At 66.2% G+C, this 12,713-nt stretch carries 15 protein-coding genes; 10 read left to right on the top strand and 5 right to left on the bottom strand.

What is annotated here, in order from left to right:
- The first annotated feature begins 96 nt into the window (after positions 1–96).
- Both ilvD and A6E15_RS20840 read left to right on the top strand, forming a co-directional pair.
- On the top strand, positions 97–1,824 hold the full coding sequence (gene ilvD, locus A6E15_RS06975) for a dihydroxy-acid dehydratase (RefSeq protein ID WP_076144997.1): 1,728 nt from the start codon (positions 97–99) through the stop codon (positions 1,822–1,824).
- Between the two features lie 104 nt (positions 1,825–1,928).
- On the top strand, positions 1,929–2,084 hold the full coding sequence (locus A6E15_RS20840; protein ID WP_175607219.1) for a hypothetical protein: 156 nt from the start codon (positions 1,929–1,931) through the stop codon (positions 2,082–2,084).
- A 19-nt stretch (positions 2,085–2,103) separates the two neighbouring features.
- Here the strand turns inward: A6E15_RS20840 and A6E15_RS06970 are convergent, their stop codons facing one another.
- The 3 genes from A6E15_RS06970 to A6E15_RS20275 form a co-directional block, all read right to left on the bottom strand.
- Positions 2,104–2,532, bottom strand: coding sequence for an adenylyltransferase/cytidyltransferase family protein (locus tag A6E15_RS06970; protein WP_076144995.1), 429 nt, complete (start codon positions 2,530–2,532; stop codon positions 2,104–2,106).
- A gap of 91 nt (positions 2,533–2,623) precedes the next feature.
- Positions 2,624–3,118, bottom strand: a complete 495-nt coding sequence (locus tag A6E15_RS06965; protein ID WP_076144993.1) for a Mov34/MPN/PAD-1 family protein — start codon at positions 3,116–3,118, stop codon at positions 2,624–2,626.
- 69 nt (positions 3,119–3,187) lie between these two features.
- Positions 3,188–3,343, bottom strand: a complete 156-nt coding sequence (locus A6E15_RS20275) for a hypothetical protein (RefSeq protein ID WP_217693443.1) — start codon at positions 3,341–3,343, stop codon at positions 3,188–3,190.
- A gap of 106 nt (positions 3,344–3,449) precedes the next feature.
- Here A6E15_RS20275 and A6E15_RS06955 point away from each other — a divergent pair, with 106 nt between their 5' ends.
- The 3 genes from A6E15_RS06955 (at position 3,450) to A6E15_RS06945 (ending at position 6,308) form a co-directional block, all read left to right on the top strand.
- Positions 3,450–5,357, top strand: a complete 1,908-nt coding sequence (locus A6E15_RS06955; protein ID WP_076144991.1) for a DHH family phosphoesterase — start codon at positions 3,450–3,452, stop codon at positions 5,355–5,357.
- 98 nt (positions 5,358–5,455) lie between these two features.
- The gene (locus A6E15_RS06950) at positions 5,456–5,746 is read left to right on the top strand and encodes an amphi-Trp domain-containing protein (protein WP_076144989.1); all 291 of its coding nucleotides are present in this window, start codon (positions 5,456–5,458) and stop codon (positions 5,744–5,746) included.
- A gap of 175 nt (positions 5,747–5,921) precedes the next feature.
- Complete coding sequence (locus A6E15_RS06945) at positions 5,922–6,308, top strand: MaoC family dehydratase (RefSeq protein ID WP_076144988.1); 387 nt, start codon at positions 5,922–5,924, stop codon at positions 6,306–6,308.
- Positions 6,309–6,728: 420 nt separating this feature from the next.
- Here the strand turns inward: A6E15_RS06945 and A6E15_RS06940 are convergent, their stop codons facing one another.
- Positions 6,729–7,052, bottom strand: a complete 324-nt coding sequence (locus A6E15_RS06940) for a hypothetical protein (RefSeq protein WP_076144986.1) — start codon at positions 7,050–7,052, stop codon at positions 6,729–6,731.
- A gap of 122 nt (positions 7,053–7,174) precedes the next feature.
- Between A6E15_RS06940 and A6E15_RS06935 the strand changes: the two genes are divergently transcribed.
- The 3 genes from A6E15_RS06935 to A6E15_RS06925 all read left to right on the top strand — a co-directional run bounded on the left by A6E15_RS06935 (position 7,175) and on the right by A6E15_RS06925 (position 10,098).
- Positions 7,175–8,098 (top strand): HhH-GPD family protein, encoded by a 924-nt coding sequence (locus A6E15_RS06935; protein ID WP_076144984.1) that lies wholly within the window; start codon positions 7,175–7,177, stop codon positions 8,096–8,098.
- 350 nt (positions 8,099–8,448) lie between these two features.
- A complete protein-coding gene (locus A6E15_RS06930; RefSeq protein WP_076144983.1) occupies positions 8,449–9,156 on the top strand; it encodes a helix-turn-helix domain-containing protein in 708 nt (235 codons plus the stop codon).
- 387 nt (positions 9,157–9,543) lie between these two features.
- Positions 9,544–10,098 (top strand): DUF7344 domain-containing protein, encoded by a 555-nt coding sequence (locus A6E15_RS06925; RefSeq protein WP_076144981.1) that lies wholly within the window; start codon positions 9,544–9,546, stop codon positions 10,096–10,098.
- Between the two features lie 28 nt (positions 10,099–10,126).
- Here the strand turns inward: A6E15_RS06925 and A6E15_RS06920 are convergent, their stop codons facing one another.
- Positions 10,127–10,576, bottom strand: a complete 450-nt coding sequence (locus A6E15_RS06920) for a hypothetical protein (protein ID WP_076144979.1) — start codon at positions 10,574–10,576, stop codon at positions 10,127–10,129.
- A gap of 181 nt (positions 10,577–10,757) precedes the next feature.
- Between A6E15_RS06920 and A6E15_RS06915 the strand changes: the two genes are divergently transcribed.
- Together A6E15_RS06915 and A6E15_RS06910 are read left to right on the top strand one after the other, a co-directional pair.
- Positions 10,758–11,486 (top strand): GNAT family N-acetyltransferase, encoded by a 729-nt coding sequence (locus A6E15_RS06915; protein WP_076144978.1) that lies wholly within the window; start codon positions 10,758–10,760, stop codon positions 11,484–11,486.
- A gap of 43 nt (positions 11,487–11,529) precedes the next feature.
- On the top strand, positions 11,530–12,699 hold the full coding sequence (locus A6E15_RS06910) for a hypothetical protein (RefSeq protein ID WP_076144976.1): 1,170 nt from the start codon (positions 11,530–11,532) through the stop codon (positions 12,697–12,699).
- Positions 12,700–12,713: the final 14 nt, after the last annotated feature.

Below are 12,713 nucleotides of genomic sequence, written 5' to 3'. Positions count from 1 at the left end.
GTTCGCTCCGCGGGCGAACGTATTCGGCTTTTTCGGAGTTTCCGAACCATTGGCCGAGAAAGGGTAACTTATACCGTTTCGATGCGACGTGAGACCATGAGCAGCGACAGCGAGTTCGACTACGGCAAGGACGAGGAACTGCGTAGTCGCGAGGTGACCGAGGGCGCGGACAAGGCCCCGCACCGCGCGATGTTCCGGGCGATGGGGTTCGACGACGAGGACTTCGGCGCGCCGATGATCGGCGTTCCGAATCCCGCGGCCGACATCACGCCGTGTAACGTCCACCTGGACGACGTCGCAGACGCCGCCCTCGAGGGCATCGACGAGACGGGCGGGATGCCCATCGAGTTCGGAACGATCACGATCTCGGACGCCATCTCGATGGGGACCGAGGGGATGAAGGCCTCACTCATTTCGCGGGAGTTGATCGCCGACTCCGTCGAACTGGTGTCGTTCGGCGAGCGCATGGACGGCCTGGTCACGGTCGGCGGTTGCGACAAGAACATGCCCGGGATGATGATGGCCGCGATCCGGACCGATCTTCCCTCCGTCTTTCTCTACGGCGGCTCGATCATGCCCGGCGAACACGAGGGCCGGGAGGTCACCGTTCAGAACCTCTTCGAGGGCGTCGGCGCCGTCGCCGACGGCGAGATGAGCCCGGACGAACTCGACGAGATGGAGCGCAACGCCTGTCCCGGCGCAGGCTCGTGTGGCGGCATGTTCACCGCGAACACGATGGCCTCGATCTCCGAAGCGATCGGCTTCGCGCCGCTTGGCAGCGCCAGCCCGCCCGCCGAGGACGAGTCCCGCTACGACGTCGCCCGCGAGGCCGGCGAGATCGCCGTCGACGCCGTCGAGGCAGGGCGGAAACCCTCCGACTTCCTCAGCGAGGCGTCCTTCGAGAACGCGATCGCCCTACAGGTCGCCGTCGGCGGCTCGACCAACGCCGTCCTCCACCTGCTGGCGATGGCCGCCGAGGCCGGCGTCGACTTAGACATCGAGACGTTCAACGAGATCAGCGCCCGCACGCCGAAGATCGCCAACCTCCAGCCCGGCGGCGAGCGCGTGATGAACGACCTCCACGAGGTCGGCGGCGTCCCCGTCGTCCTGCGCGAACTGCTCGAGGCAGACCTCCTCTATGGCGACGCCCTGACGGTTACCGGCGAGACGATGGCCGAGGCCGTAGAGCGGGTCGATCCGCCCGCGATTTCGGACCTCGACGCCGACTTCCTCCACACCGTCGACGATCCGATCCACGAGCGCGGTGCCATCCGCATCCTCACCGGCAACCTCGCGCCCGAGGGCGCGGTCATCAAGATCACCGGCGAGGATCACCTCCACCACGAGGGGCCCGTCCGGATCTTCGAGCGCGAGGAGGAAGCGATGGCCTACGTCCAGGAGGGCAACGTCGAGTCCGGCGACGTCATCGGCATCCGCAACGAAGGTCCCCGCGGCGGCCCCGGGATGCGCGAGATGCTCGGCGTCACGAGCGCCGTTGCGGGCCAGGGCCACGCCGAGGACGTCGCGCTCTTTACCGACGGGCGGTTCTCCGGCGCGACCCGCGGGTTCTCCATCGGCCACGTCGCCCCCGAGGCCGCGGCCGGCGGCCCCATCGCCGCCCTCGAGGACGGCGACACGATCACCATCGACATCGACGACCTCGAACTCTCCGTCGACCTCTCCGACGAAGAGATCGAGCAACGACTCGCGGACCGCGAGCAGCCCGACCGCCAGTACACCAGCGGCGTGCTGGCGAAGTACGGCCAGGCCTTTGGCTCCGCGGCCAACGGCGCCGTGACCAACCCCGGCGTCAAAGACGAGTAGCGACCGCGGCCGAGTCGCGTCACGTTCGACAGCGCGGCCGGTCCCTTCGATTTCCTGCACCGTTCTTTCCCGCCCTTGCGACAGAGTACCGAATAGACCCGCGTATGTGTAAGTACTGTCTCGAGTGCGACTGGCAGGTCAGCACCGCCGACGGCTACACCGAAAAGGAAGTGTCTGAAAGGGCGATCGAACACTTCGTCGAGACGGGACATACGGTCGATTCGCTGCGACTGCCGCCGCCCGTGATCCGCCAGAACTGACCGCTTTTCCCTCTCACGCTCAGCCGCGGCGCTCGAGGATCCGATCGATGATCAGCCGGGTCGAGAGCAGTTGCTCGTCGTCGGTCTCGCGGCCGCTCGCGCGACGGACCTCGCAGTCGATCCCCCGTCGCTCGAGTTCGGCCGCGATGGCCTCGTCGTCGTGGTGCTGGTCGTGGCCGAGCGCGATCACGTCCGGATCGATCTCCTCGATCGGAACGAAGATGTCCTCCTCGTGGCCGAGCAGGGCCTCGTCGACGGCCGCGAGCGCGCCGACCACGTCCCGGCGCTGGGTCGCCGGACAGATCGGCTTCTCCTTGTGATCGACGTTCGCCTTGCGGGCGACGATCACGTACAGTTCGTCGCCCATCGCGGCGGCCTCCTCCAGATAGTGGACGTGGCCGGGATGGAGGATGTCGAAGGTCCCCTGCGCGATGACGGTCCGGGTCATGTCGCCCTCGCGGTCGATCCGGCGCGTGGTTTCCGTGTCGATCCCGTCGTCGGTCCGGTATATAGCATCGTCTCGAGCATGGCGAGTCTCGTCATCGCAGTTCCTCGTCGATATCCGCCTGCGTGAAATCGAAGAAGTCCTCGGTCTCGGGCAGATCGACGTCGATCACGTTCAGCTGGGTTGGTTGCCCCTTCGAATCGAACGCCTTCCAGTCGGTTCGGCGGTAGGGCGCGCCGATGATGACGTGAACGCTGCCGCGACCGAAGGTATCCAGGTCCGCGTTACTCGGGCTGATGACGCCGTTCGGATGGGAGTGGACGCTTCCCAACGCCTTCACGTCGTTGGGAATCTGGTTCGTCTTGACCGTCGCGCTGACGCTGTTGGACTCGGTGCCGGGCACCACCAGAATATCGGTGATGACCAGGCCCTCGCGGTCCAGTCCCAGCCGGTCGGCCTCGGTCCCCCGGAGGAACCCCATGTACTCGTTCGGGTGGGTCTCCTCGGAGGACTCGAGGGCGAACTCGAGGGTCTCCTCGGCGATGCCGAGGATCTCGCTCGAGCGAAACAGCGCGTCGAACAGCCCCATGGTCTACGCTGGGGCCTTGCGGTTGCTAAACGTTCCGATGCGTCGGTTCGTCTCGGACGTCGATCGGCCCTACTCGTCGTCTCTTTTCGCGGCGACGGGTCGAGGATACTCGACGCGAAGCTGACGCATCCGCTCGAGCATCGTCTCCTCGATATCGGCAGTACCGCGGTGTTTCTCGAACGGATCACCGCCGTCCGTCGCAGTCGGCTCGTCGTTTCGGTCCACGTGGTATCACTCCGATCTGTACAGCCCGCCGTCGGAAAACGGTTTCTCGAGCCGCCATCCCTTCTTGACAAGGGTTATACGCGACCGCCTCAAACGACGATTCAAGATGACGCGTGACTCCGCCGGGGAACCCGGCGCAGACGACGGGGATTCCGTCGTCTACGATCTCGCCCCTGACTGTACCGCCGACGACGTCGAACAAGGCCGTCCCTATCTCGCCGAAATCAACGGTATCGTCGACTACGGCGTCTTCGTCGATCTCTCCGACTCCGTCTCCGGACTCGTCCACGAATCCGTCCTCGAGGGCACCTACGCCGTCGGCGACGAACTCGTCGTCGAACTCGAGAGCGTCCGCGAGAACGGCGACATGGCCTTCGAGCCGGTCGACGTCGGCGACGACTACGAGATCGAGTCGGTCAGCCGCGACTACTCGCTGACCGGCACCGACGGCCTCGAGGCCTCGATCGGCGAGCAGATCCACCTCGAGGGCGAAGTGACCCAGGTCAAACAGACCGGCGGCCCGACGATCTTTCACGTCGCCGACGAGAACGGGGTCGTCCCCTGTGCCGCCTTCGAGGAGGCCGGCGTCCGCGCCTACCCGCAGGTCGAGGTCGGCGACGTCGTCCGCGTCACCGGCACGCCGGAACACCGCGAGGGCTCGGTCCAGATCGAGGTCGAGGGCCTCTCGACGCTCGAGGGCGAAAACGCCGACCAGGCCCGCGAGCGCCTCGAGGCGGCGCTCGCGGAACGGGCCGAACCCCACGACGTCGAGCCGCTGATCGACTGGCCCGCCTTCGAGAAACTCCGGTCGGACTTAGAGGAGGTCGCGCGACTGCTGCGCCGGACCGTCCTCGAAGGACGGCCGATCCGGGTCCGGCACCACGCCGACGGCGACGGCATGTGCGCCGCCGTCCCCGTCCAGATCGCGCTGCAGCACTTCATCGCCGACGTCCACGAGGACGCGGACGCGCCGCGCCACCTCATCAAGCGGCTGCCGGCCAAAGCGCCGTTCTACGAGATGGAGGACGCGACGCGGGACCTGAACTTCGCGCTCGAGGACCGCGAGAAACACGGCCAGCAGCTCCCACTGTTGCTGATGCTCGATAACGGCTCGACGGCCGAGGACGTCCCGGCCTACGAGACGCTGGCCCACTACGACATCCCCATCGTCGCCGTCGACCACCACCACCCCGACCCCGACGCGGTCGGCGACCTGCTCGACACCCACGTCAACCCCTACCTCCACGACGAGGACTACCGGATCACGACGGGGATGCTCTGTGTCGAACTCGCGCGGATGATCTATCCCGAACTTGGCGAGGAACTCCGCCACGTCCCCGCCGTCGCCGGCCTCTCGGACCGCTCGAAGGCCGACGCGATGGACGACTACCTCGAGCTGGCCGCCGCGGAAGGCTACGACGAGGACCGCCTGCAAGACGTCAGCGAGGCGCTCGACTACGCCGCCTTCTGGCTGCGCTACAACTCCGGCGACCAGCTGATTCAGGACCTGCTGCAGGTCGACAGCGACGACGAAGCCCGCCACCGCGAACTCGTCGACTTCTTCGCCGAGCGCGGCCGCGAGGAAGTCGACGAGCAACTCGAGGCCGCCATGCCCCACCTCGAACACGAGACCCTCGAGAACGGCGCGCACCTCTACCGGATCGACGTGGAGAACTACGCGCACCGCTTTACCTACCCCGCGCCGGGCAAGACCACCGGCGAGATCCACGACCGCAAGATCGAGGAGACCGGCGATCCGGTCATCACGGTCGGCTACGGCCCCGATTTCGCCGTCCTTCGCAGTGACGGCGTCCGGCTCGACATCCCGAACATGGTCTCGGAACTGGAAGCCGAGATCGCGGGCGGCGGCGTCTCCGGCGGCGGCCACCTCGTCGTCGGCTCGATCAAGTTCGTCAGCGGCAAACGCGAGGAAGTGATCGACGCCCTGGTCGAGAAGATGGCCGAGGCCGACATCGACGAGGCGCTCTCGAGCGCGGCCCCGATCGACGACTGACGGCTCCGACGGTCGCAGGAGCCCCCTCTTTAGTCCAGTAGAACTTGCGGTACGTACGTCGAATACATTTATCGGTACGGGTGGTGTAGTGACCCACTATGCCCGAAGAAGTCCTGTTCAAATCCGAGAGCGACCAGAGCCGAGCGGACATCGCGTCGTATCTCCGCCGCGTCGCTGACAAGCTCGAACGGGGGGATGCAGTCACGCTCAAATCCGGTTCCGAGTCCGTGACGATGGAGCCGCCGGCCCGCCCGACGTTCGAGGTCAAAGCCGAACGCGAGGGGCCAACGAACGGGCCCGGTGAGTTGAGTGTCGAGTTCGAACTCGAATGGAACGAGGACGGCAACGAGGGGGGCGGCGGGAGCGACGGCCAGTTGGAGATCGAGTGAGCGATTAGCAGACGGAGTTCCCGAGAGAGTTGTCCGAGACCGGAGCGGACACGAACGGCCGTTGCGATCCGGATTCCGGCGCGACTCGAGCGAGGGCCGCGACGAACCGGTCGCAGCCGACGCGTCGTCCCGGCACCGCTATTTTGTTGTAGTTTCAACGCGGAGATCAGTTCCGATGACGCACCCAACCGAGGGCGAGACGAGGACGTTCGAGCGAACGTTTACCGCCGACGATGTACAGCAGTTCGCGGACCTCTCCGGCGACGACCAACCGCGTCATACCGAACCGGACGACGATGGTCGCGTGATGGTTCAGGGGTTGTTGACCGCGACGCTGCCAACGAAGTTGGGAAGCGATAACGAAGTGTTGGCCAGTACGATGGAGTTTGACTTCCACCAGCCGGTTTACACCGGCGAGCCGATCACGTGTCGCTCGACGTTCGACACCGTTAGAGAACGAGACGACCGGTACGAATTCGTCTCGGACGTCGTCTGTGAGAACGCGGCCGGTGAGACCGTCCTAACCGCGGAGACCGAAGGCCTCATTTGGAAAGACGAGTGACTCGAGCACGGTCCGAGGGAATCGAGCCCGCGCTTCGTACCGACTGCGGCGTGAAACGTCCCGACTGCTGAGCGGACGTTCTCGAGCGTTGAGGGAACTGAAAACCGGGCGGTCGGTCATCGATTCGATTACGACACTGTCGCGGACCGATCAGTCGGCACCGTGACGCGGCGTGTAGCCGCAGTCGTCACAGACGATCGATTCGTATCGGGTCGAGAGCGCGCCCGAACAGTTGGGACACTGGTATTCGGATTCCAGTGAATGCTGGGAGATTGCTATGTGTGAACCGAGGAGTCGAGCGCTGATAAACTCACCTATTATGGCGGTGAAATTATATCGTGTTCCTCGGGGTCATAGTAGTTCAGCGGCCTGAACGTCGGAAATTCCGATCGGTCGCCGACTGGCGACGGACACGCGAATTCAGAACTGATAGCGGCGCTCGTCGTCCATCGAAGGGTACTGGTCCGCGCCGGTCATCTCCTCGAAGGTCATCCCCGAGAGGTACTCGTCGTAGGTCACGTCGTAGGCCGTCCGCAGCTGGAAGTCGAGTTTCCCGGTGTCGACGGTGGACTGAAAGAGCATGTGGATCGCCCGCCGGACGAGTTCGTCGGTTTCCTCGGGCTCGAGGGCCGTCTCGAGCAAGGCGAGTTCGTTGCGCGTCTCGCGGTCCAGCGAGAGCGCCAGTTCGTCGCCGATGTCGGAGTACGACGCCGTCACGTCCTCGTTGAGATCGTCGAGGCTCATACGAGTGGGGACTCGAGCGGGCCGGATAGGCCTTTCCAGTTCGAGCCGGCTTCGATCGGTTACCGGCCATCCGACCGCCCCATTGCGACACCCACTTACAGCCGACGGCGTAACCCCCGTCGATGACAGCAGGGGACGGGGAGACGATCCCCGACGACCGCGGAGCGGTTCGCGAGGCGCTGATCGAGTGGTACGAGGACGACCACCGGGAGTTCCCGTGGCGGCGGACCGACGACCCCTATGAAATCCTCGTCAGCGAAGTGATGAGCCAGCAGACCCAGCTCGGACGAGTCGTCGAGGCCTGGGAGGGGTTCCTCGAGCGGTGGCCGACGACCGCCGACCTCGCGGCGGCCGACCGGGCAGACGTGGTGGGCTTCTGGACCGACCACAGTCTGGGCTACAACAACCGGGCGAAATACCTCCACGAGGCGGCCCGGCAGGTCGAGGAAGAGTACGACGGCGCGTTCCCCGAGACGCCCACGGAGCTACAGGAACTGATGGGTGTCGGCCCGTACACGGCCAACGCGGTCGCGAGCTTCGCGTTCAACAACGGCGACGCGGTCGTCGATACGAACGTCAAGCGAGTCCTCTATCGGGCGTTCGACGTGCCCGACGACGACGCGGCGTTCGAGGACGCGGCGAGCGACCTCATGCCGGCGGGCCGGTCGCGGGTCTGGAACAACGCGATTATGGAGTTGGGCGGGGTCGCCTGCGAACAGACGCCGAAGTGTGACGAGGCCGGCTGTCCGTGGCGCGAGTGGTGTTCTGCCTACGCCAGCGGCGACTTCACCGCCCCCGACGTCCCGACCCAGCCGAGTTTCGAGGGGAGCCGCCGGCAGTTCCGTGGTCGCGTGATCGGCACCCTGCGGGAACACGGCGAACTCGAGATCGATACGCTCGGCCACCGCATCCGCGTCGACTACGTCCCCGACGGCGAGTACGGCCGCGAGTGGCTGGCCGGCCTGCTCGCGGACCTCGAGGACGACGGACTGGTCGAGTTCGACCGTGACGGTGCGGACGGCCCCGTCGCCCGTCTGCGACGGTAGCGACTGCGCGTCGAGACGGCGAGAACGGAGGGCCGTGGTCCTGTATTCCCTGTCAGCCAACTACCGGTGATTGGCTACCCGGAACGACGACCCGGACGGACTTGTACCTGACCGGAAGTTACAGGAACTGAGAATTCACTCAGGCGACGGCTATTGAGATAGTGACACTACCGGACGCGGATCTCGAGCCGACGGTTTCGAATCCACGACGATCGGTCCGAAACGACTGTCACCGGGCGGAGATCGGATCCGCTGACACTGGGGCGATCCTGACAGTCATCCGAGTTGGGTGGCGGGAAAGGCTACCGGTAACGAAATCCGTCTATACGTCTTCGTGGTGGGGTTCGGTGATGACCACAGTCGTCGAACTCGAGATTCCGGCAACCCGACTCGGCTTCGACCGGACCTTCGATCGAGTATCGACGTTCGAGTTTCAGGTCGGGGGAATGATCGGCGATTCGCCGCCGCTGATCTGGGCCGGCGGTCCGGATCGGGACGCCGTCGCTCGGGCGCTCGAGGCGGATCCGTCGGTCGACGTGATCGCCAGCCTCGGCGACGGCAGGGAGTCACCGACCGACGCATCCGAAGGCGCTGGGCCGGACGCCAGCCCGGGCGATCGCTGGCTGTTCAGGATCGCGCTCGGGGATGCGGCGAAACTGTTCACCGAAATCGTGGCCGACAACGACGGCGCGATCCTGACCGCTCGGGGCCGGAACGGTCGGTGGCTGGTGAAACTGCTCTTTCACGATCGGGAGTCGGTGTCGGCGTGTCACGACCTGCTCGAGCAATACGAGTACCGGGCGACCGTCACCCGAATCAGCGGCGTCGACGATCTCGCGAGTGCGCAGACGCCGCTGACCGAGACCCAGTACGAGACGATCTGTAAGGCTCACGAACTGGGATATTTCGACGTGCCGAGGGGGGTGACGCTCAAGGAGTTGGCGGCCGAACTCGACGTCTCCCATCAGGCGCTGTCCGAACGGCTCCGCCGAAGCCACGCGGCCCTGGTCAGTGCCGAACTCTCCGAGCGGACCGCACCGATGGCGATCGATCCCTGAAGCCGTGGGTCCCGCTCGACATGCTATCAATTTTGCCGCGATCCTACGAAAACAGCCACCTGTATCAAAACTATTTCGGCCCATAGTGATCAAATCGTGTTCTTTCTCCGGCATACGATGAAGATCTTGTTCCAAGGGGTAGTTTTATTGTCTGATAGGACAATAACGATCATGTCGGCGAGACGCCGACCGCCCGACGACCGACCGTCGCTGTAAGCGCCGGTGGATCACCCGTACTCAATCACGACTCGCGGTCATTCGTGGCTGTGTGACCGCGTTGCTATCGGGTCGCTCACGACCCGAGCGTTCGTTTTTGCCGTCGATCACCGAGACACACCATCGGGGTCAGTATATTTATCCGTCCATCTGGTATACTGTCACACGAACGTGATCGATCGCGGCCGGACCGACGACCCCGCTGACGCCGCCCGAGACGCGGACGGAGAGGCGATCCCCGCCGACCTGTCACTGGACGACGTCCACCATCTCCTCCAGACGAAGCGTCGCCGGGACGTCCTGCGGTACCTGCGGGACGCGGAGGAGCCGGTCCGACTGCGCGAACTCGCCGAACAGATCGCCGCCTGGGAGCAGGAGACGACCGTCGAGGAGCTACGATCCGACGAGCGCCAGCGCGTTTACATCTCGCTGTACCAGTCTCACCTGCCGAAACTCGACAATCACGGGATCATCGAATACGACAAGGACCGCGGCCGGGTCGACTCGACGCCGCGGACCGCCCAGTTCGAGCCGTATCTCGAGGGGCCGACCGGAACGGCCGCGAGCGACCCGTGGCCCCGCCGGTACGGGGCGACCGCCGGCCTCTGTGCCGCGGTCCTCGGCGCGGTGGCAGCCGGGTTCGTTCCGATCGACGGGCTCGTCGCTGCGGGACTCGTTTTGGCTTCGTTCGCGGCCGTGACGGCCGCACACGCGTGGACCGACTAACGTGACGGGAACGGCCCGGCGACGACCGTCAATCGGCGCGGGAAGGGGCCGTTCCGGTCCGCTCTCGGGACCGCTCGAGGAGTCGGCCGGCGTGAAAGGCGACCGAGAAGTCCTGCGGACTGGGCAGGGCACAGGCGAGCCACCCGATCGCTGCCGCGGCGACGACGGGGGGCTCCGCGGTCAGGTGACCGGTCAGTCCCAGTCCGAAGACGGGCACGGCGAGCAGGGCGGGCGCGAGCGCCGCGAGGCGGAGCGCCCAGGGCGGTTCGGTACCGGTCGGTCGGGGGTGGACGGCCGCCCAGGGCCGCGTCGTGACCAGCGCGAGCAGGCCGTCGGCACGACCGGGAAAGTAGGTGACGGCGTACTCGACGCGTGCGAGCTGCAGGACCGCGGCGTGTGACCACTCGTGGGCGACCAGCCCGACCGCTACCGCGATCGCGAGGGCCGATCCAGCAACCACCACGTCCGAGCCGATCATTGGGAACGCGCGACACGTCTGCCGCCGGTTGAACCGGGCGGCGATCGTCTCACGCGATCGGATCGATGAACTACCGATCCAAGGGACTCCGCCTGTACCAGTTGCCGCCTTAAGATCGTGACGCGATCCGAATCGTGTCCGGCAAGTAAGGATTAAGTATTGTGTTGTGGTACCGTGCATCATGGCTACCGAGGAACTCGAATTCGGTCACGAGGACCGCAAGCGGATCTACGAGTACGTCGAGCGACACGGCGCGGTCGATCCCGAGGACACACGGGAACGGTTGGGAATCGATTCGAGCGGCTTCCGACACCACGTCGCGATTCTCAAACGCGACGGCCGACTCGAGAAAGGTGACGGCAAACTCCGGGTGACGATCGACGCCGGCGCCGAGGAGGAGTACGTCTCGGCGGACCTCGAGTTCCATATCCGACCCGCCCGGCAGGAAGACCTGACGGGGATCGTCGGCGCGATCCGGCAGGTCGCCGAGGAGCGGACCTATATCGAAGCCGAGAGCGTCGCCGACGAGATCGATCACGAGGAGGCGCTCTTGCGCCACAACGAACTCGAGTCGCGGATGTTCTTCGTCGCCACCGTCGAGGACGACGTCGTCGGCTGGGTCCACCTCTACGCGCCCGAGATCGACAAGTTGAGCCACACCGCCGAACTCACCGTCGGCGTCTTGGAGGAGTACCGCGGCCACGGCATCGGCTCGCATCTCCTCTCCCGGGGGCTCGAGTGGGCCGGTTCGAACGGCTACGAGAAGCTCTACCAGAGCGTTCCCTCGACCAACGAGGAGGCGATCGCCTTCCTCGAGGGCCACGACTGGGAGACGGAAGCCGTCCGCGAGGACCACTACAAACTCAACGGCCACTACGTCGACGAGGTGATGATGGCTGTCGAACTCTGAGTTGACAGTTCGATTTATGTAACCGTCCGCGAAACGGGGAGGCATGCGCAACGCTACCCCCACGCGGGTCGAGTACGAGGGGTGGGGGGAATCGACCGCCGCGATCGTCGCTATGGGGCTCGTCCTCGCGGTCGCCGGCATCGTCCGAGCGCTGGGCGCACCGACCGCCGAATCGGTCGCCGCGTTCGAACTGTTCGTCTCGCTACTCGTCCCCACCGGGCTGGCCACCGGCGGGTACTGGCTGGCCGCCCGAAACGTTTCCCCGGCCGTTCGCTGGCGGGCCGTGACACAGGTGTCGGTCGGGATCGTCGCGGCCTGTGCGCTCGCGCTCTGGCTGACGGGCTATCTCGCCCTCGAGGGCGGCGCGATCCGCGATCCGCTGGCGCTGACGACGACGCTGGCCGGTATCGGCGGTGCGACCGGCTTCGCGACCGCCGTGCGAGACGTGCCGGCCGCCGCTTCGGCCGAACCGAGCCGCTCGAGGAAGGCGTCACGGACGGTCGACACCGAGACACTGCCGTCGCTCGAGTCGATCGACGCGACCCCGCGATCGTCGGCGACGACCCCGGTCGAATCGACGCCCGACGGCCCGACGACCGAGATCCCGACGCGTACCACGGTGCTCCCCGTCGTGTCGCGGCCGGCCGACGTGTCGATCACCGTGGAGACGCGCCCGTCGACCGCCGTCTGGACCGACGTCGACGCCGCGGGGCGGACCGCCGCTCCCGCACGCCCGCTCCGCTCGTCCGACCGGGACGCGGTCCGTGAACCCGGTCCCGACCAGTCCCGACGGTTCGGCCGCGACGCGTTCGACCGGCCCGGCGGTCCGCGGGACTCGCTCGAGTCGCCGATCCCGACACCGGACCCGGGCGTCGACGCGGTCACCAACGTTCCGTCGACGGCCGAGGCGGTCCTCGGCGTCCTCCGGAACGAACGCGCGCGGCTCACGCTCGCCGTCCTCTACCACGAGTGGGACGGACGGACGCGGTCGGTCGACGCCCTCGCTCGGGCCGTCGCCCTCCACACGGACGACTCCGCTGACGCCGTCGCGGCCGGGTTGCGACACGCGACGCTCCCCCGACTGGTGGAACTTCGAGCCGTCGACTGGGACCGGTACGCGGACCGGGTCGGGGCACCCGACCACGCCGTCTTCGAGGAGGGCGTCCGCGAAGCGGCGGTCCTGCTCGAGTCGTTCGAACCGGGGACGAGATAGCGCTCGAGCGACGC

The organism is Natrinema saccharevitans (genome assembly GCF_001953745.1).
GTDB classification, from domain to species: Archaea; Halobacteriota; Halobacteria; order Halobacteriales; family Natrialbaceae; genus Natrinema; species Natrinema saccharevitans.
This window is presented reverse-complemented; position numbering and strand designations above follow the sequence as displayed.